The following is a 19,280-nucleotide window of genomic DNA, read 5'->3' as shown; positions in this document are numbered from 1 at the left end:
GGTGATAGGTGCGCTCGTTCAGTTGTCCGACGTGCGGTGCGCTGTTGTTCTTCGAGAACTCCGAGTGCCTGGCCTGCGGATCGGTGCTCGGGTTCGACCGCGCCACGGCCGGGTTCGTCGTGCTGGGGGAACTCTCGGCCGGTTGCCCGAACCGCTTCGTGGTGAGCTGCAACTGGCTCGCCGGTGCCGGGTCCGGTTGGTGTGACTGCTGCGCGCTGACCCGCGCCCGTCCGAATGACCACGACGGCCCGGGCATGGCCGCGTGGGCCCGAGCGCAGGCCGCCGCTCGGCGGCTGCTCTACCAACTCGACGACCTGGGCCTGCCGGTAGTGGGCCGCACGGTCGACCCGGTGCGGGGCTTGGCCTTCGACCTGCTGCATTCCGCCGGCGAGAACGTGATCACCGGCCACGTCGACGGCGTCATCACCATCGACCTCGCCGAGGGCGACGACGGTCACCGAGAAGCCTTGCGAGTCCGGCTGGCCGAGCCGTACCGGACCTTGCTGGGCCACTTCCGGCACGAGGTCGGCCATTGGTACTGGATGCGCCTGATCGAAACAAGCGCGGCTCTGGAGCCGTTCCGGCAGTTGTTCGGCGACGAACGGGCCGACTACGGCGCCTCGTTGCAGGCCCATTACGAGGGCGATCCGCCCCTCGACTGGGAGCAGCACTACGTCTCGGTCTATGCCACCGCCCACCCTTGGGAGGACTGGGCGGAGACCTTCGCCCACTACCTGCACATCCGCGACACCCTGCAGACTGCGGCGGCCTTCGGGATCGTGGTCACCGGGCCGGAACTGGAGACCCCGCCGGACCCTGACGCGCCGTTGGTCGCCGTGCCGTTGGAGGAGCCCACCGGGGGATTCGGTGCGCTCGTCGACACCTGGCTTCCGCTGACCTACGCCCTGAACGCCGTCAACCGCTCGATGGGTAAGGACGACCTCTACCCGTTCCTGCTCAGCCCCGCAGTCATCGAGAAGCTCCGGTTCGTCCATCGCCTCGTCTCGTCCACCGCGGCAGTGCCCGACCGGACCCCCGCACTGGCCACGATTTTCGAGGAGCAGTCATGACCGCAGCAGCCGTGCAGCCGGCAGCCTGGGCCGGGGAGGTCTGGCCCGGCCGCGCCTACCCGCTGGGCGCGGCCTACGACGGTGCTGGGACCAACTTCTCGCTGTACTCCGAGGCCGCGCACAGTGTCGAACTGTGCCTGTTCGACGCGGCCGGCGTGGAGTCGCGGGTGCGGCTGGACGAGCTGGACGCCCACTGCTGGCACGCTTATCTGCCTGGGGTGCGTCCCGGGCAGCGCTACGGGTACCGGGTGCACGGCGACTGGGATCCCGGGGCCGGCGCGCGCTGCAACCCGAACAAGCTGTTGCTAGACCCGTACGCCAAGGCGATCGACGGCGGGGTCGACTGGGACCAGGCCTGCTTCTCCTACGACTTCGGTGCCGAGGACTCCCGCAACGACGCAGACTCCGCGCCGCACGCGCCGCGCTCGGTGGTGCACGACCCGTACTTCGACTGGGGCACCGACCGAACTCCGGAGACCCCGTTGAACGAGTCGGTGATCTACGAGGTGCACGTGAAGGGCTTCACCGCGCGCAACCTTGACATCCCCGAGCAGTTGCGTGGCACGTACGCCGGCCTGGCGCACCCCGCGGCGGTGGAACACCTGCACCGGCTCGGGGTGACCGCGGTGGAACTGCTTCCGGTGCACCAGTTCGTGCATGACTCGCACCTGTTGGAACGCGGCCTGCGGAACTACTGGGGTTACAACACCATCGGGTTCTTTGCGCCGCACAACGACTACGCCGCGGTCTCCGACGACGGGCAGCAGGTGCAGGAGTTCAAGGCGATGGTTCGCGCCCTGCACGCCGCCGGGATCGAGGTGATCCTCGACGTGGTCTACAACCACACCGCCGAGGGCAACCACCTGGGCCCGACGCTGTCGTTCAAGGGCATCGACAACGGCGCCTACTACCGGCTCGTCGAGGAGGACCGGAAGTTCTACTACGACACGACCGGCACCGGCAACAGTCTCAACGTGGCCCACCCGCACACGCTGCAGCTGATCATGGATTCCCTGCGGTACTGGGTTTCCGAGATGCACGTCGACGGGTTCCGCTTCGACCTGGCGGCCAGCCTGGCCCGACAGTTCCACGAGGTCGACAAACTTTCCGCGTTCCTGCAACTGGTCCAGCAGGACCCGATCGTGTCCCAGGTCAAGCTGATCGCCGAGCCGTGGGACATTGGCGACGGCGGCTACCAGGTGGGCGGCTTCCCGGCCCTGTGGTCGGAGTGGAACGGCCGCTACCGCGACGTCACCCGCGACTTCTGGCGCGGCGAGTTCTCCACGGTGGCCGAGTTCGCGACCCGGCTCACCGGCTCGTCGGACCTGTACTCCGGGGACATGCGCCGGCCCCACGCCTCGATCAACTTCGTCACCGCGCACGACGGATTCACCCTGCGCGACCTGGTGTCGTACAACGAGAAGCACAACGAGGCCAACGGCGAGGGCGGGGCCGACGGTGAGTCGCACAACCGCTCGTGGAACGGCGGTGCTGAGGGCGAGTCGGTGGACCCGGCGGTGCTCGAGGTGCGGGCGCGGCAGCAACGCAACTTCCTGGCCACCCTGCTGCTTTCCCAGGGCGTGCCGATGCTGCTCGGTGGTGACGAACTCGGCCGCACCCAGCACGGCAACAACAACGGTTACTGCCAGGACAACGAGGTCTCCTGGTACGACTGGGCCGCAGTCGACGGTGAACTCGTCGAGTTCACCTCCGGGCTGATCGGCTTGCGCAAGGAGCACCCGGTGCTGCGGCGGCGGCGCTGGTTCTCCGGTCGGCCGATCCGGGGCACCGTGGACCTCGGGTGGTGTCGGCCCGACGGGCAGGAGATGACCGACGAGGACTGGGACACCACGCACGCCCGCACCGTGGGGATGTTCCTCAACGGGCGGGCCGTCACCGACAAGGACGAGCGCGGCCGCACCGTGCTCGACGACTCGCTGCTGATCCTGTTCAACGCCGCCGACGTCGACATCGAGTGGACCGTGCCGAAGTACTGGGGCGAGGTGTGGCATCTGGTGCTGGACACCGCCGACCCGGCCCCGCCGACACCCGTCGCGATCGCGCCGGTGCTGCCGGCCGGGGCCGCGCACACCGTGACTGCTCGTTCGTTGGTCGTCCTGCAGCAACCACTCGGGCGCTGACCGACCTGGCGGACGCCGGCGCCGCGGCGGTGCGACATGCTGCGCGCATGCAATCGGGGGCTGGGATGGACCGGCGGTTGGTGGCGCTGTTCGCCGTGGCCTGCGGCATCTGCGCGGCGAACCTGTACTACGCGCAGCCGTTGCTGGACCGGATGGGCCACGACCTGGACTCCGCGCCGCGATCCATCGGCCTCGTTGTCACCTCGGCGCAGATCGGGTACGCGATCGGCCTGCTGTTCATCGTGCCGCTGGGTGATGTGATGCAGCGTCATAAGCTGATTCCACCGCTTCTCGGGATCTGCGTCGTCGGCCTGCTCGGGGCCGCCTGCGCGCCCGGAATCGCAGTGCTGTGGGCGATGTGCGTGCTGATCGGCGTCACCTCGGTGGTGGCGCAGATCCTCGTGCCGTTGGCCGGCATGCTGGCCGGCGACCACGAGCGCGGTGCCGTGGTCGGCACGGTGATGAGCGGCCTGCTGCTCGGGATCCTGTCCGGCCGGATCGTCTCCGGGCTGCTGGCCGCCGCGTTCGGGTGGCGCTGGGTGTACGCGACCGCCGCCGCCGTCGTCGCGGTACTGGCGCTGGTGCTGCACCGGATGCTGCCGCGCGAGGTGCCGGTGGTCACCGGGCTGACGTACCGGCGGCTGCTGGGCAGTCTGTGGCCGTTGTTCCGCAGCGAACCCGCGCTGCGGCGGCGGATGCTCTACGGGGCGCTGGGGATGTCCTCGTTCAGCGTGGTGTGGACCTCGCTGGCGTTCCTCATCGCCTCGCCCGCCTACGGTTACGGCCAGGCCGTCACCGGCCTGCTGGGGCTCGCCGGGGTGGTGGGGGCGACCGCGGCGCGCGGCGCCGGACGGCTGGCCGACAAGGGCCACGTGCACCTGGCCACCGGGTTCTTCCAGCTGTGCATCGGCGTGGGCTGGCTGTTGCTGTGGGGCGGCGGGCACGCCATGGTCGAGGTGATCGTCGGCCTCGTGGTGCTCGACCTCGGTATGCAGGGCATGCACGTCAGCAGCCAGAGCATCATCTACGCGCTGCGTCCGGACGCGCGCAGCCGGGTGACCACGCTCTACCTGTCGGTCAACTTCGTCATCGGCGCGCTGGCCTCGGCGGCTTCGGCCGCGGCGTGGAACGCCGGCGGCTGGGACGAGGTCTGCGCGCTCGGTGGCGTGTTCGCGGGCGCCGGTGTGCTGGTGTGGGCGCAGGAGCACTTCGCGGTCAGCCGGGCCAGACGGCTCGACGCGGGCGCGGAGACCTGCTAGAGCCAGCCGGCGGCGCGAGCCAGGTTGATCGCCTCGAGGCGGTTGCGGGCACCGAGCTTCGAGGCGGCCCGTGCCAGGTAGTTCCGCACCGTTCCCTCGGACAGCACCACCTGGCGGGCCAGGTCGGCGATCGAACTGCCGTCGGCCGCGCGGCTGAGCAGCTCGATCTCCCGGCGGGACAGCCCCTGCGCCGACCCGGAGCGACCCGTGGCGGCGAACTTCGGGTCGACCACGTCCCGCCCGGCGCTGACCTGCCGGACGGCCTCCAGCAGCACCCGGGTGGAGGAGTGCTTGCTGACCAGACCGTGGACGTCGCCCGCGATCCCGCCGAGCAACTGGGCGGGTAGTGGCCGGCCGCTGAGTGCGATCCGACGACATCCCGGTGCCATCCGGTTGAGATGTTCGTAAGCGGCCGCGCGGTCGCCGTCGGCCATGTCCAGGTCGACCACCGCGACGTCGGCCCCGGCCGCCCGGTCGACGAACTGGTGGTCGGGGCTGACGACCGCGGTCACCTGCATGTCCGGCTCGGCCGACAGCAGCGCCTCCAACGCGCAGGCATAAAGGGCCCGGCCCTCGACCAGCACCACCCGGATCGCGGCCATCTCCACCGCAACCTGGTGCGTCGCCGGCTCGCCGGAAGCCGCGAGAAGCGAGTTGGAGCTGTTGGTCATGGTTATTCACCACCCGTGTTCGTGCCACTACTGTCGGCGAACGCCTCGGCTGTCGACCCGACGTCCGCGCACTCATAGGTGAGAGCGGGTCCCGCCCTCGGATCCAGCACAACTCCGTGCGGCCGTTCGCGGGAGTGTCATTTGTCATCTGCTCGGGAATTCATCGACCGGCCACGTGCGCGACACGCCGCGGAGCCGCCCGGCGTGTGAGTCAGGTCTCCCGGACGACCTCGGCGGCGGTCTTGTCCGGCCGCAGCCCGCGCCAGGCCGGGTGCCGCAGTCGACCGTCACCCGTCCACTCGGCGAACGCCACCTCGCCGACCAGCACAGGTTCGACCCAGTGCGCCTCGCGGGCGTCGGGCCGGGGGACCGAGTCGAGGGGACAGGCGGTGATCTCCAGCGGCAGCAGCGTGCCCGCCAGGTCGCGCAGCGTGGCCTCTGCGAACCCGGTGCCGACCTTCCCCACGTAGTGCAGCCGGTCGGCCTCCGGCACACCGAGGAGCAGGGCCCCGATGGTCCCGATCCGCCGCCCGTGGCCCGGCGTCCACCCGGCGACTACGACCTCCTGGGTGCGGATGTTCTTGATCTTCACCCAGTCGGCGGACCGCCGCCCGGGCGTGTACGTCGAGCGCAGTCGCTTGGCGACCACACCCTCCAGGCCGTGCTCGCGGCTCGTCTCGACGGCCTCCGCGCCGGTGCCCACGAACACCGGCGGCGTCTGCCATGCCGGTCCGGTCAGCCCCAGGGACTCCAGGCATTCCCGGCGCGCTCCCCAGGTCCGGCTCAACAGCGACTCGTCGTCCACTCGGAGCACGTCGAACAGCAACACAACCGCCGGGTCGCTGCCGGCCAGGCGGTTCGCCGCGACGGCGTCGGCGACGTGCATCCGCTTCTGCAGGCGGGCGAAGCTCGGTCGGCCTGCCGCATCCAGGCTGACGATCTCGCCGTCGAGCACCGCCGAGTGGTCGAGGGCGCGGCCGAGCGCGGCGATCTCCGGATACGCGACGGTCATGTCGAGGTCGTTGCGGGAGACCAGGCGCACCTGCCCGGACGCGACGTGGATCAGCGCGCGAACACCGTCCCACTTCATCTCGAACGCCCAGTCGGCGTCGGAGCCGAGCATCTCCAGAGTGCCCGGCGTGGCCAGCATCGGGGACAGTTCGCCCGGTGAACCGGGCCTGCCGCGTGGCGGAGCCAAGGGGTGATCCTCCGCCTTCCGAGCCGTTCGTGTGCGCTGACCGACCGTCAGAACGCTTACGCAGCAGGCTGTCGGTGGCCCGCGGAGCGCCGCAGCGCGGTGTTCAGCAGATACCGGGCGGTCATGCGATGGGCGGGTGCCATCAACCGCCAGGCCGCTGCGGCCGCCGCGTGGTCGAAGCGCAGCAGCGTGGACATCACCAGCCTGCAGGCACCGCCACCTTCTCTGCCATGTCGCCTCCAGCCTCCCCAGCCGTTCGTTCCGACGCTACGCCGGGGGCTCGCGCACGCGCTCGGCGGGCGTCGGAACGGGAGCGGCCCGCCGCGCTCACCAGGGCAGGTTTGGGTGGGGCGGGACCGGGCAGGTCCCCGGCGCCCGGCGCGATCGGCAGGGACGTGGGGACGTGGCCTGTCGGGACTACCGGCCCTGGCACTGGGCCGTTGCGCCGGGTCCAGACTTCAGCGGAGTTGCTGTGCGGTCGATGACGGCCGCACAGCAGCGCGCCCTGGGAAGCGGGCCGTTTCGGCGCGGCGCAGTGCGGGGTGAGTGGCGAACGTTTGCGACCATTGCCGGATGCGCGACCAACGCCGACACCCGACGCACGGCGCCCCGGGCCGGGGCGGAGCGTTCCGCCGCCGCCGGGCCGTCCGGGCCGCCATGTCGTTGGTGGTCGCCGCGATCACGGCACTGGTGGCCGCGGTGGGCCCGGGATCGACAGCGTGGGCGCAGGAACAGGCGCAGCCGCAGCGTGGACCGGAGTGCCCGTCGGTTCTGGACTGCCGGTTCGTGCAGGCCGGCGCTGGTCGCTTCGCGCCGGCCGACCGACCTCACGACGGGTTGCGCATCCGGTTCATCGTCATCCACGACACCGAGGTGACCTACGACAAGACCGTCGCGCTGTTCGCGGGTCCCGGCCCGGGAGCGGCCGCAAACTACCTGGTGCGCTCCTCCGACGGCCAGGTCACGCAGTTCATCCCCACACACGACGTCGCTTACCACGCAGGGAATTTCTGGTTCAACTCACACTCGATCGGCATCGAGCACGAAGGTTTCCTGGCGCAGGGCGGCCAGTGGTACACCGAGGCGATGTACCGGTCCTCGGCGCGTCTGGTGCGGTGGTTGGCCGGCCGGTTCCACATCCCGCTGGACCGCGACCACATCCTGGGCCACGAGGAGATCCCGGGGCAGGAACCGGCCACGGTTCCCGGCATGCACTTCGATCCAGGCCCGTACTGGGACTGGGCGCACTACTTCGACCTGCTGCGCGCCCCGCTGTCCCGGCCGAACCGCGGATTCCCGCACCTGCCGTTGCCGGGCCCGCGGGTGGTGGTCATCGCCCCGCGCTTCGAGGACAACGTCGAGCCGCTCCAGGACTGCACCGCGACCGGTTGCACGGTGCTCCCGCAGCAGGGCAGCAACATCGTCTACCTGCACACCGAACCACGGCCGGACGCGCCGCTGATCTCCGACCCGGACCTGCACCCGGATGGGGCCCCGGGCACCACCGACCTCTCCGACTGGTCGGCCCGGGCCTTGACCGGAGACCCGTACGTGATCGCGGCCCGCGCCCGCGGCTGGACCGGGATCTGGTTCAACGGTCGGCTCGGTTGGTTCGAGAACCCGCACGGCTGCAACGGTTACCCGGTCCACCGGATCGTGGTGACACCGCGCCTGGAGCGCGGCTCGATCCCGGTCTACGGCGCCGCATACCCGGAGCTGGGCGCATACCCGTCCGGCGTCGAGGCGACCCACATCGTGCCGCTGCGCGAGACGATCCAGGCCGGGCAGTTCTACGTGGCCATGCAATACGTTCCGGGCGACGACTACGCCAAGTCGGGCGACCCGGCCGACCCGACCGGTCGGATCCACGTGGTCGGACATCGCCGGCTGATCGAGATCTCGTTCAACCACCGCCGCGCATTCCTTGACGCGGACGACGTGCTGATCCTCGGCTGAACCCGCAGTCCGAGCCATCCCGCGTGTGGCCAGGTGTTCGGCGCCGGTTCTGGGGTATCCCCTCCGGGATTGCTCAGGAGGTGTGAGGCGAATGAACGGGTTCCGAGACGTCGCTTGGGGTGTGGCCGCGCTGTTGATCGTGTCCGTCGCGCCGGCGCAGGCGGCTGTAGCGCCCCGGAGCGCTCCTGCCCAGCCGGACCGGTCCTGCCGGCACGCCGCGCACCACCGGTCGTCGCACTCCTGCCACCGCTCGGCGGGGAGCAGGTCGTCCGACTCCGGTGGTGCCCCGGCGCCCACCATGCCTGGGATACAGAATCCGACGGCTCCGGGTCCGGTGACCCCACCGAGCACCGGGCACTTCCCGCAGCCGCATCCGACTCCCGGGAACGCGGCGCCCTCCGGCGGCAACCAGAAGCATCGCGCGCCCTGATCGACGGGCGACCGCGCGGTGCCCGGCGCGCCGCGTCACGCCCCGGGCACCGATGGGAGTTCCTGCGACTTCGTCAGCCCTTGTGGGCCTTGTTGCAGACATCGCGGGCGGTGGAGTCGGTGTTGGACGTCGAGTGGCGCATGATCTGCCACGCACAGTCCGCGTCGTCGCCGCCGGCCGCCTCTCCGCACGCGGTGGTCCGGTAGGACTTGCCGACATGGTCGGCCTTGGCGGCCTTCAGGCACGCCGTCGTGGGGTCGGGCTTGGGCTTGTGGGCCGCCGCGGCGGCAGTGGGCGCGCCGAACAGGCTGATGGCAGTGACTGCCGCGGCCAGCAAGGTCGAGGGTCTACCGACTCGCATGTGGTTCTCCTGGAGGCTGTCCCCGAAGGGGGCATGGCGGCCGCGCTCGGTCGACCCCGTGGTCGGTGGGGCCCGGCCGTTGGACGGCAAGGATCCTCCCCGTAGAAAGCTGGAACATGCCCTGTCGGCGGGGAATTTCGCGGGGAGTTTCCCCGACGTTCCCACGTTGGTCCCGAAGTCATCTGAGGCTCAGTCAGATTTCGCGAGGAGCCTGACGTCTCGAGATATGAGAAGAAGTGTCTCTGGATATGAGACACTGCTAATCTCGAGCCGACGACGAGCGAGGAGGCGGATCGGGGTGGGTACGTACACGCACGGTCATCACGAGTCGGTGCTGCGGTCGCACCGGTGGCGCACGGCGGAGAACTCCGCGGCATACCTGCTGCCGCACCTGCGTCCCGGCGACCGCCTGCTCGACGTCGGTGCCGGCCCCGGCACGATCACGGCAGATCTGGCGCAGCTGGTCGCGCCGGGACGGGTCGTTGCGCTGGAGGCCACCGCGCAGGCCTTGGCGACGACTGCGGCCGGGCTCGAGGGTCGCGGGCCCGACATCGAGTTGGCGGTCGGCGACGTGCACGCGCTGGACCTGCCCGACGACTCCTTCGACGTGGTCCACGCCCATCAGGTGCTCCAGCACGTGGCCGACCCGGTCCAGGCGCTGCGCGAGATGCTCCGGGTGACGCGTCCGGGTGGCGTGGTCGCCGCCCGGGACAGCGATTACGCGGCGTTCGCCTGGTACCCCCGGCTGCCGGAGCTCGACGAGTGGATGGCCCTCTACCAGCGGTGCGCGCGAGCCAATTCCGGTGAGCCCGACGCGGGGCGCTACCTGCTCGCCTGGGCACATGCCGCGGGCCTGACCGAGGTGGCCGCGACCGCCAGCACGTGGTGCTTCGCGAACCCCGAGGACCGGGCGTGGTGGGGCGGGATGTGGGCCGATCGGATCGTGAACTCGGCGCTGGCTCGGCAGGCCGTCGACGCCGGTTGGGCCACCGTGGCGGACCTCGACCGGATCGCGGCGGCGTGGCGGGCGTGGGCGAGGCACGCCGATGGCTGGATAGCTCTGTTGCACGGCGAGATCCTGGCGCGGGTCTGACCCTGCGGCAGCTCAGCTGCGGTAGACGATGACGATGTCGCCCACGTCGGTGGCGTTGTACAGGTCCTCGGTGGCGTGCTCGTCAGCGGTGTCGACGCAACCGCTGCTCGCGCCGTCGTAGCCGTTCTCGGCGAAGTCGGGCGAGTAGTGGATGGCCTCGCCGCCGCTGAAGAACATCGACCACGGCATGGGCTCGTGGGTCAGGCTCGAGACGTGCTCCGCGTCCTTCCACTGGATCGAGAAAGCGCCCTCGCGGGTGGGCTTGCGGTCCGGACCGAACCGGACGGGCAGCGTCATCCGGGTCTCGCCGTCGACGATCCAGCGCAAGGTGTGTGTGGTCTTGTCGATGCACACGACCCGGCCGTCCAGGCACTGCGGGTCGATGCCGTCCGCCGCGGCGGAGGGCCGCACGGTCGGGCACATCCAACCGACGGTCAGGGCCGGAACCGTCGCAGCCGCGGCCAACCGGCGCAGCCGGCTCCGGTCAATAGCCCCGCTCGCAAGAATTCGTGTCCTCGGCACGGACAATTCCTACCCCAGGCGTGGCGGAGGAACCAGGCCCGGTCAACGGCTTGCACCTGCCTGGGCGCGGTCGGGTCCGTGCGATGCTCGGGCGGTGTCGGAGGTCTTGCACAGCGCCGGGGACGAGTTGTCCGCGGCGCAGTTGTACGACCTGCTGCGGTTGCGCTCCGAGGTGTTCGTGGTCGAGCAGGAGTGCGCCTACCAGGAACTCGACGGCCTCGACCTGCTCCCGACGACCACCCATCTTTGGGTCGAGGACGCCCACCGCCGAGTCCTCAGTTGTCTACGGGTGTTCCCTGGTGAGCTTCGGGATTGGCGCATCGGCCGGGTGTGCACGGCCGCGGACCAGCGCGGCCAGGGCCACTCGGCCCGCCTGATGCGGGCGGCACTGGACCGGTATCCGGGCTCGTCCTGGATGTTGCATGCCCAATGCGCGGTGGGGGAGTTCTACCGCCGAATGGGCTTCACCGAGAGCGGCTCGGAGTTCGACGAGGACGGGATCCCGCACGTCCTGATGGTCCGCAACGTCTGAAAGATTCCCCCCGGAAAGCCCATTGCCCTTTGCGGTCCGGCCCTTCCCGGGCACGATGTGCGCGCGGACCCGCCCTGCTCGCAAGTTGCGTCGCGGCCCGCGCCCAACGGTGTGGCGTGGAGGAGTCGGGCCGATGTGGTCTCGAGTGGCCGTGCTGGTCGCGGCGGTGCCGCTGGTGCTGCCGTTCGCCGCGGCCTCGGCGGTCGTTCCGGCGGCCGTAGCCTCGACCGTCGCGCCGAAGGCCCACGACGACAAGGGCCAGGACAACAAGGGCGAGTGCCCCCGCGGGAACTTGTGCGTGTGGACCGGGCCCAAATTCTCGGGACAGCGGACGGTCTTCGCCGATCAGGCCGATCTCGGCGGCCGTTGCCGGGCGATGCACGCCCCGATCGGGTCGGTGTCCAACCGAACCGGCCACTCGCCGTTCCCGCTGCACCTGTTCCTCTTCCGGGGTAACTATCCGACACCGTGCGACGTCGCAGGCATCTACGCCCAGTACGTGCCCGGGCAGACCGACGCGGCGGTGCCGGACGGCCCGGTGAGCGGGGTCCGCATCTATGCCGACCCCCAAACCGGCGGCGCCGCCGGTGGCCACCCGGGCGGCCATCGCTACGTGCGCCACCACTACCGGCATCACTACCGGCATCACCGCCACGGGCACCATCACCGCTGAGCGGATCCGAAAGCAACCCACCTTCCGTTGCCTTTCACCCGTTCGGTCCGCAACATGGAGGCCTGCGTTCCGGGTGAGGAGGCGAGGCCGATGCCGATGCGCGCGTTGCGCGCCGTGGCTTCGGCGGTCGTCTGCGTGACGTTCCTGGCCGGCTGCGGCACCCGCGTCAGCCATTCCGACGTGGTTGCGTCCGCCTCCACCGACGTCGTTTCGCTGACCCCGGAGACGATCAAGCAACTCACGCAGGCCCGCGCGGCCGCGCCCGCTGTCGAAGCGGGCACGGCTGCCGCGCCGGTCGGCGTCGCGGCGGCTGCGTCGGTCCCCGCTGCCGCGCCGGTCGCAGCCGTCCGTTCGGCAGGCGGAGCCAAGTCTGCTGCGGCCGCTGCGGCCGCCGCGGCGGCGAGCGCACCGACAGCCGGGGTCCCGGCCAAGGCCGGCGCCGCGTGCGTCGCCTCGGGAGCACCGGTCCCGATCGGCCAGGTGGGCACTTTCGGCGGCGTGGCCGGGCCGCTCACCGGCGTGGCGCGCACGATGCTGGCGGCCTGGGCGCAGGACGTGAATTCCCGCGGCGGCCTGGCCTGTCACCCCGTACAGGTGTACTCCGCCGACGACGGCGGCGACCCGTCGCGGGCCGCGGCGCTGGCGAACCAGATGGTCGCCGAGCACCACGTCGCCGCGTTCGTCGGCGTGGTGACGCTGGGGATGTCGGGCTTCAAACCGGCCGTGGAGGCGTTGAAGGTGCCCGCGCTGGGCGGCGGCGGCAGCGAGGAGGAGTACAGCAGCCCCTGGTTCTTCCCGGACGGGTCCTCGATCGATGACCAGGGCCTGGGGCTGATCCGGGAGGGCTCGGACTTCGGGCACCACCGGATCGGATACCTGTACTGCGTCGAGATCAGTGCCTGCGGTGATTTCGACAAGCGCCTGCACGGTGGTCTGGCTGCGCAAGGTGGCGGGCAGGTCGTCTACGACTCCCCGATCTCGATCACCCAACCGGACTACACCGCGCAGTGCCTCAACGCCCGCGACGCCAAGGTCGACTTCCTGCTGCTGGGCATGGACGGCGCGTCCATCGCCCGGGTCGGACGGTCGTGCGCCGCGATCGGTTACAAGCCGTTGCTCGGTACCCAAGGTGCGCTGTTGGGCCCGGCCCAGGCCGCCGACACCTTGCTGCGCTCGTTCGGCATCGCTACCGTCACGGCCGAGGCGCCCTGGTTCCTCGACGACACCCCAGGTCTGACGGCCTTCCACCGGGCGTTCTCCGCCTACGCCCCCAACGCCGCACTGCTCGGCGCGGCCACTATGGCCTGGACGTCGGCGAAGATGCTGGAGTCGGTGATCGATCACGTCGCGGGGCAGGCCCGCAGCGGCCCGATCACCCCGCAGTTGATCCTCGAGGGACTCGGCGCGGTCCACGACGAGTCGCTGGGCGGGCTGACTGCCAAGCTGACGTTCCACGCCGGGGAGAAGAGCGGCACCAGCAGTGGGTGCATCTTCTACGAGTTGCTGGGGACGTCCGGCTGGACCGCGCCGAACGGCAGCCGTCCGGTGTGCGTCCGGAAGTGACGCTCGATCAGATCCGGCGCCTCAGTTCGAGGTGTGAATCCGGAAGCTGTTGAACTCCACGGTGTTGTTCGCGAACGGTTTGACGTTGCCGGCGTCCTTGCCGATCGTGCAGCTGCTGTCGGTGTAGAGGTAGGCGTCGCCGGGGGTGTAGTTGGCCGCCATCTTGGCGCCCTTGGCGGGGTAGCACTTGTCCTCGTCCGGGAACGGGATCGATTGCTGCCCGTCCGGTCCGGTGTAGAGGAAGAAGCCGTTGGCGGCGTGCGCCGCGCTGGGAACGGCCAGGCCAACCAGGCAGAGGGTGGAGGACACGACGGCGGCCACGCCTGTGCGCGTGGCGAGTCGGCTGGACACGATGAACCCTTTCGAAGAGTACGGTTTCTCAGCTTTTTCTTACCCTGCTCTCGGGTGGGCATCCGGCTTCCGCGCAGGAACCCCCGAACGGGGAATGCGGCCCGCCGTCCGTGTTGTCGTACCAATGGACGCGGGGACGAAAGCGGGGGTGGCGGTTGCCGGAGTTGAGTCGGAGACGGCAGTACCTGGTGCTGGCGATCTGTTGTCTGAGCCTGCTGATCGTCGGGATGGACAACACGATCGTGAACGTCGCGTTGCCCTCGATCGCTGGCTCCTTCCACGCCGACGTCGCCGACCTGCAGTGGGTGGTCGACGCCTACACGGTGGTGATCGCGAGCCTGCTGATTCTGTCCGGGTCGACTGCCGACCGCCTCGGCCGCAAGCGCACGTTCCAGACCGGGCTGGTGGTGTTCACCGCAGGCTCGTTGCTGTGCAGCTTCGCGCCGGGACTGGGCTGGCTGGTGGCCTTCCGGATGGTGCAGGCCGTCGGTGGGTCGATGCTGAACCCGGTGGCGATGTCGATCATCACCAACGTCTTCACCGACCCGAGGGAGCGGTCCCGGGCGATCGGGGTTTGGGGCGGGGTCGTCGGGCTCAGCCTCGGGGTCGGGCCGATTGTCGGCGGCGCGCTGACCGACGCCGTCGGCTGGCGGTCGATCTTCTGGGTCAACGTCCCGGTGGGCCTGCTCGCACTGGTGCTGACCGCGCTGTTCGTCCCGGAGTCCCGGGCCGGCCACGCCCGCCGCGTCGACCCGCTGGGCCAGCTCCTGATCGTCGCGCTGCTGGGCAGCCTGACCTACGCGATCATCGAGTCGCCCCGGGCCGGGTGGGGGTCGCCGCAGGTCCTCGGCGCGGTCTACGCGGCCTCGGTCGCGGCGATCGTGCTGGCGTTGTACGAGCCGCGGCGCGCCGAGCCGCTCATCGACTTCCGGTTCTTCCGCAGCCTGCCGTTCGCCGGGGCCACGGTCACCGGCGTGTGCGCCTTCGGCGCGTACAGCGGTTTCCTGTTCCTCGGCACGCTGTACCTGCAGGGTGTGCGGGGGCTCAGTCCGCTGCACGCCGGACTGGTCAGCACGCCGATGGCGGTCATGGTCCTGGTCGGCGCGCCGCTGTCGGGTCGGATGGTGGGCAACCGCGGGCCCCGCCTGCCGATGGTCTGCGCCGGGTTGCTGATGACCGGTGGCTCGGCGCTGCTGCTCAGCCTGTCGGACACCACGAGCTACCTACGGATCGTCGTCGCCTTCGCCGTCTTCGCCGCCGGGTTCGGGCTGGTGAACCCCCCGATCACGAATGCCGCGGTCGCCGGGATGCCGCGCTCGCAGGCCGGGGTGGCCGCGGCTTTCGCCTCGACCAGTCGCCAGGTGGGGGCGACCCTCGGGGTGGCGGTGATCGGGGCGATCCTCAACGCCGGCGCGGACACGGCACCCGGGGCGGGCTTGGTCGATCACGTCGCGACCGCGCAGTCGGTGGTGCTGGGCTGTGGCGTGGCCGTGGCCGTGCTCGGCCTGGCGACGACCACGGCCCGCGCTCGGGCCAGCGCCGCGCGCACCGCGGCGGTGCTCGGGGATGCCTCGGTCGAGGACGTCCGCGACCGGGCCGGGCCCGCCGCAGCGACGGTTGCGGCGTCGGGATGAACTGAGTCACGCGTGGCCAGGAATCCGACAATGCGCCGTGCGGGTGAAGCCGAAGGTTGACTTCGCCACATCGGGTAGGCCGGCCCCAGGAACCTCGGGGAGGGGATTCGGCATGGCGAAGGACGAGGGCGCGACCGCACGGCTGAAGCGGCGGAACCTATGCCTGACCGAGCTCGACCGCATGCGCGTGGTGCGCAGCCGCACCGGCGCGGCCCGCCGCCGCGACGCCGAACGCCGCGCGATCTCGCGCCGCAACCTGCTGAACGCCTACTGACCCGCGAAAAACGCGGGACGCTCCGCTCATCGATGAGCGGAGCGCTGACTCTCATACGCGAGACGTCATCCCGGCGCCCGATTTTCCCGGCTCAACGACCTCCTGCGTATGAGAGTGCTCCTACGATGACCTTCCGCGTATGAGAGTGCTCCTACGATGACGTCCTGCGTATGAGAGTGCGCCCTGCGATCATCGATGATCGGAGTGTTCGTCAGGCGGTGCTGCCCGGGGCGGTCAAGTCGTAGACGGTGACGCCGCCGACCGTCGAGGAGCTGAAGTTCGACTCCACCCACGAGGCGATCTCCGACGCGGCCTGGCTACCGCCCATCTGGTTGCCGCCCAGCCCATTTCCTCCGCCTCCGCCGCCGCCGAGAAAGAAGTGGATCTTGCCTTCGGCGACGTACTCCTGGAACTGGACCAGGCTCGGCGACGGGTCGCTTCCGTTGAAGCCGCCGATCGGCATGACCGGGTCGCCACTGGCCAACTGGTAGCCCGAGGCACTGTTCGAGCCGATCGCCGCGGCCACCCAGGTGTAGCCCTTGGCGCCCGACTTCAGCAGGTTGGTCAACGCCACGTCCGGGGTGCTGCCGTCGAGCAGGCCACCGAAGCCACCGCCGCCGAACTGGCCGCCGAACTGGCCGCCGAACTGGCCGCCGGAGCCGGTCGCGCCGGTGCCGCGCCGCGTCTGGCCGAAGCCACGGCCTCCGAAACCGCCCGGTCCGCCCGGTCCGCCCATGCCGCCGGGGCCGCCGCGCCCGCCCTGGACGGTCGGTCCGGCTGAGGGGATCGACCCGGCGTGGCCCGTGCTCGCGGTCTGCACCGCATAGGCCGCCGGGCCACCGAGGGCGACGGCCAACGCCGCCACCGGCGCCACGAAGGCCAGCCGCCGCGGCATCAGCGACGGCAGCACCAGAGCGACCGCGGCGACTGCGCCGACCACCCACAGCGTCGGGGCCAACCAGCTCTGCCACCCGGTGCTCCGACCGAGCAGATCGGTCGACCACCAGACGGTCAGCAGCAACGCCACCGCGAGGATCGGGCGCTGCCGACGCCGCTTCCAGGCCGAGACCGCGCCGATAGCCGCCACCGCGGCGACGGCAGGAGCCAATGCCGCCGTGTAATACGGATGGTAGATGCCGGCCATGAAGCTGAACACGGCCATGGTGGTCAGCAACCAGCTGCCCCAGAGCAGCAGGCCGGCCCGGGCCCGGTCGGTGCGCGCGGCCCGCCACGTCGAGAGCAGTGCGACGACGCCGAGCAGCAGCGCGGCCGGGATCAGCCAGGACACCTGGCCACCGTTCTCCGCGTTGAACATCCGGCCCCAGCCGGTCGCCCCCCACATGCTGCCGCCTCCGCCGGGACCGCCACGCCCGCCGCCACCGACGACCGAGCCGGTCTCGTTGCCGGACAGCCGGCCGAAGCCGTTGTAGCCGAGTACGAGTTCGAGCAACGAGTTGTGCTGCGAGCCGCCGATGTACGGCCGGTCCGCCGCGGGCACCAGTTCGACGATCGCGACGAACCAACCGGCCGAGGCGATCATCGCTGCGAAGCCGATCAGCAGCTGCCGGAAGCGCCGGACCAGCGTTCCCTGACCGGCGAACAGATAGACCAGCGCGAGGCCGGGCACGATCAGCAACGCCTGCATCATCTTGGTCAGGAAGCCGAATCCGATCAGTACGCCGACCAGGGCCACGGCCCGGGTCGAGCCGGACTCGATCGCCCGCTGCATCACGTAGACGGCCGCGATCAGCAGCAGGACCAGGAGCGCGTCGGGGTTGTCGAACTTGAACATCAGCACCGCGACGGGGGTCAGCGCGAGTGCCGCACCGGCCAGCAAGCCGGCCGCCGCGCCGTACCAGCGCCGCACCGACAGGTAGAGCAACCCGACGCTGCCGACGCCCATCAGCGCCTGCGGCACCAGCAGGCTCCAACTGCTCAGCCCGAACAGCCGGGCGGACAGGCCCATCACCCACAGCGACGCCGGCGGCTTGTCCACGGTGATCGAGTTCGCCGCGTCCGAGGAGCCGTAGAACAACGCCTCCCAGCTCTTCGTCCCGGCCTGGACGGCCGCGGCGTAGAACGAGTTGGCCCACCCGGAGGCGGACAGGTCCCACAGGTAGAGCGCGCCGGTCAGCAGCAGCAGCCCGAGCAATGTCGGGCGCACCCAGTTCGGGTCCTCCGGTCGGCCGCGCAGGAATCGGCGGGCTCGGCCGGCGACGGCGTTGCCGCGGCCGATGGCCGGTGGCCCGCCGGTCGGGACCACCGGGTCCCGGTCGAGTTCGAGTGTCATCGCGTCCCTCCGACGCTTGCTGGGGCTGCGGCAGGGCGGAACACCCAGCCGCGGAGCAGTCCGAACCGTGCGGCGGTTGCGGCCAGATTGGCCAGCAGCAGCGCCGCGATCTCGATGCCGCGACCCGGGCTGGGGTCGAGGATTTGCAGGCCCGCCAGGGAAGCGCTGGTCAGCCCGAGGCCGACCGCGAACACCCCGAGCCCCTGCAGTTGGTGTCGGCCGCGCCCGGCCGGACCGCGCACCCCGAACGTGAACCGCCGGTTGGCGGTGGTGTTCGCGATCGCGGTCATCAGCAGAGCAAGCGCGTTCGCGCCCTGCCCGCCCGCCGGTCCGCGAAGGGCCGCGAACAGCGCCAGGTAGGCGAGAGTGGACATCACCCCGATCGCCAGGAACCGCGGCAGTTGGCGGCTCGTCGAGCCGGGCAACGGGTTGCGGGCGAAGGTGTCGGCGACCTCGGCGGTGGGCAGCCGCCCGCCGGCCAACGTCCGCCGCATGCGGGCGATGCCCCGCAGGTCGGCCAGCGCGGTGGACATCACGTCCACGCGGCTGTCCGGATCGTCGACCCAGTCCACCGGCACCTCGTGGATGCGCAGCCCGGAACGCTCGGCCAGCACGAGCAACTCGGTGTCGAAGAACCACGCTCCGTCCTGCACGTGCGGCAGCAGGCGGGCCGCGACCTCGCGCCGGATCGCCTTGAAACCGCATTGGGCATCGGAGAAACCGACGCCGAGGGTGCGGCGAAGCAGCAGGTTGTAGCAGCGCGAGAGCACCTCGCGCTTCGGCCCGCGGACCACGCGGGAACCGCGATGCAGGCGGGTGCCGATCGCCAGGTCGGAGTGACCGGAGATCAGTGGTGCCACCAGCGGCAGGACTGCGGCCAGGTCGGTGGACAGGTCGACGTCCATGTAGGCCAGCACCGCTGCGTCGGACGCGGACCAGACGGCGCGCAGGGCCCGGCCGCGGCCCTTCTCCGGCAGGTGGACGACGGTGACGTCGGGGAATTCCGCGGACAACGCACGAGCGATCTCCAAGGTGGCGTCGGTACTGGCGTTGTCCGCGACGGTGATGCGGAAGCGGTAGGGCAGGGAGTCGGACAACAGCTTGTGGAGGCGGCGCACGCAGCCTGCGAGGTCCCGTTCCTCGTTGAAGACCGGGATCACCACGTCGACGGTGGGTGCGCCGGGTGGTACCGGCTGGACTGCGGCGGTTCGTTGGCCGCCGATACGGGCGGCGTTGGTGATCGACATGACCTGACGATCGGC

The 19,280-nt window shown here is 70.7% G+C and carries 18 protein-coding genes; 10 read left to right on the top strand and 8 right to left on the bottom strand.

What is annotated here, in order from left to right:
* Positions 1–8 precede the first annotated feature (8 nt).
* Genes VHU88_00610 through VHU88_00600 form a run of 3 tightly spaced genes read left to right on the top strand, consistent with a single transcriptional unit; the run spans position 9 to position 4,470 of the window.
* A complete protein-coding gene (locus tag VHU88_00610) occupies positions 9–1,070 on the top strand; it encodes a putative zinc-binding metallopeptidase (GenBank protein HEX3610163.1) in 1,062 nt (353 codons plus the stop codon).
* On the top strand, positions 1,067–3,211 hold the full coding sequence (gene glgX / locus VHU88_00605) for a glycogen debranching protein GlgX (GenBank protein HEX3610162.1): 2,145 nt from the start codon (positions 1,067–1,069) through the stop codon (positions 3,209–3,211). The genes VHU88_00610 and glgX overlap by 4 nt, the downstream gene beginning before the upstream one ends.
* 47 nt (positions 3,212–3,258) lie before the next feature.
* Positions 3,259–4,470, top strand: a complete 1,212-nt coding sequence (locus VHU88_00600; protein ID HEX3610161.1) for an MFS transporter — start codon at positions 3,259–3,261, stop codon at positions 4,468–4,470.
* Here VHU88_00600 and VHU88_00595 read toward each other — a convergent pair.
* The 3 genes from VHU88_00595 to VHU88_00585 all read right to left on the bottom strand — a co-directional run bounded on the left by VHU88_00595 (position 4,467) and on the right by VHU88_00585 (position 6,536).
* Positions 4,467–5,141: a response regulator transcription factor gene (locus VHU88_00595; GenBank protein HEX3610160.1), complete on the bottom strand. Its 675-nt coding sequence runs from the start codon at positions 5,139–5,141 to the stop codon at positions 4,467–4,469. The two genes, VHU88_00600 and VHU88_00595, sit on opposite strands and share 4 nt — an antisense overlap.
* 211 nt (positions 5,142–5,352) lie before the next feature.
* Complete coding sequence (ligD, locus tag VHU88_00590) at positions 5,353–6,339, bottom strand: non-homologous end-joining DNA ligase (protein ID HEX3610159.1); 987 nt, start codon at positions 6,337–6,339, stop codon at positions 5,353–5,355.
* A 56-nt stretch (positions 6,340–6,395) separates the two neighbouring features.
* Positions 6,396–6,536: a hypothetical protein gene (locus tag VHU88_00585; GenBank protein HEX3610158.1), complete on the bottom strand. Its 141-nt coding sequence runs from the start codon at positions 6,534–6,536 to the stop codon at positions 6,396–6,398.
* Between the two features lie 376 nt (positions 6,537–6,912).
* Between VHU88_00585 and VHU88_00580 the strand changes: the two genes are divergently transcribed.
* The gene (locus VHU88_00580; protein HEX3610157.1) at positions 6,913–8,295 is read left to right on the top strand and encodes an N-acetylmuramoyl-L-alanine amidase; all 1,383 of its coding nucleotides are present in this window, start codon (positions 6,913–6,915) and stop codon (positions 8,293–8,295) included.
* A 503-nt stretch (positions 8,296–8,798) separates the two neighbouring features.
* On the opposite strand, the gene VHU88_00575 is transcribed toward VHU88_00580, so the two are convergent.
* Complete coding sequence (locus VHU88_00575; protein HEX3610156.1) at positions 8,799–9,086, bottom strand: hypothetical protein; 288 nt, start codon at positions 9,084–9,086, stop codon at positions 8,799–8,801.
* A 298-nt stretch (positions 9,087–9,384) separates the two neighbouring features.
* Here VHU88_00575 and VHU88_00570 point away from each other — a divergent pair, with 298 nt between their 5' ends.
* A complete protein-coding gene (locus tag VHU88_00570; protein ID HEX3610155.1) occupies positions 9,385–10,179 on the top strand; it encodes a methyltransferase domain-containing protein in 795 nt (264 codons plus the stop codon).
* 12 nt (positions 10,180–10,191) lie between these two features.
* Here VHU88_00570 and VHU88_00565 read toward each other — a convergent pair whose 3' ends face one another.
* Positions 10,192–10,602: a L,D-transpeptidase gene (locus tag VHU88_00565; GenBank protein HEX3610154.1), complete on the bottom strand. Its 411-nt coding sequence runs from the start codon at positions 10,600–10,602 to the stop codon at positions 10,192–10,194.
* A 193-nt stretch (positions 10,603–10,795) separates the two neighbouring features.
* Here VHU88_00565 and VHU88_00560 point away from each other — a divergent pair, with 193 nt between their 5' ends.
* The 3 genes from VHU88_00560 to VHU88_00550 all read left to right on the top strand — a co-directional run bounded on the left by VHU88_00560 (position 10,796) and on the right by VHU88_00550 (position 13,469).
* The gene (locus tag VHU88_00560) at positions 10,796–11,233 is read left to right on the top strand and encodes a GNAT family N-acetyltransferase (protein HEX3610153.1); all 438 of its coding nucleotides are present in this window, start codon (positions 10,796–10,798) and stop codon (positions 11,231–11,233) included.
* A 133-nt stretch (positions 11,234–11,366) separates the two neighbouring features.
* Positions 11,367–11,906 (top strand): peptidase inhibitor family I36 protein, encoded by a 540-nt coding sequence (locus VHU88_00555; protein HEX3610152.1) that lies wholly within the window; start codon positions 11,367–11,369, stop codon positions 11,904–11,906.
* Between the two features lie 90 nt (positions 11,907–11,996).
* Entirely contained in the window at positions 11,997–13,469 is a 1,473-nt protein-coding gene (locus VHU88_00550; GenBank protein ID HEX3610151.1) for an ABC transporter substrate-binding protein, read from the top strand.
* Positions 13,470–13,490: 21 nt separating this feature from the next.
* Here VHU88_00550 and VHU88_00545 read toward each other — a convergent pair whose 3' ends face one another.
* The gene (locus VHU88_00545; protein HEX3610150.1) at positions 13,491–13,820 is read right to left on the bottom strand and encodes a hypothetical protein; all 330 of its coding nucleotides are present in this window, start codon (positions 13,818–13,820) and stop codon (positions 13,491–13,493) included.
* Positions 13,821–13,984: 164 nt separating this feature from the next.
* On the opposite strand from VHU88_00545, the gene VHU88_00540 reads away from it, so the two are divergent.
* Entirely contained in the window at positions 13,985–15,454 is a 1,470-nt protein-coding gene (locus VHU88_00540) for an MFS transporter (GenBank protein HEX3610149.1), read from the top strand.
* A gap of 112 nt (positions 15,455–15,566) precedes the next feature.
* A complete protein-coding gene (locus VHU88_00535) occupies positions 15,567–15,728 on the top strand; it encodes a hypothetical protein (GenBank protein HEX3610148.1) in 162 nt (53 codons plus the stop codon).
* A gap of 211 nt (positions 15,729–15,939) precedes the next feature.
* Here the strand turns inward: VHU88_00535 and VHU88_00530 are convergent, their stop codons facing one another.
* The gene (locus VHU88_00530) at positions 15,940–18,018 is read right to left on the bottom strand and encodes a glycosyltransferase family 39 protein (GenBank protein ID HEX3610147.1); all 2,079 of its coding nucleotides are present in this window, start codon (positions 18,016–18,018) and stop codon (positions 15,940–15,942) included.
* Positions 18,015–19,265: a glycosyltransferase gene (locus VHU88_00525; protein ID HEX3610146.1), complete on the bottom strand. Its 1,251-nt coding sequence runs from the start codon at positions 19,263–19,265 to the stop codon at positions 18,015–18,017. Before VHU88_00525 ends, VHU88_00530 begins: the two co-directional genes overlap by 4 nt.
* Positions 19,266–19,280 lie beyond the last annotated feature (15 nt).

The sequence above is a fragment of the Sporichthyaceae bacterium genome (assembly GCA_036269075.1).
Taxonomy (GTDB): Bacteria; Actinomycetota; Actinomycetes; order Sporichthyales; family Sporichthyaceae; genus DASQPJ01.
Note: the sequence above shows the minus strand (reverse complement) of the source record. Positions and strands in the feature narration are given on the sequence as shown.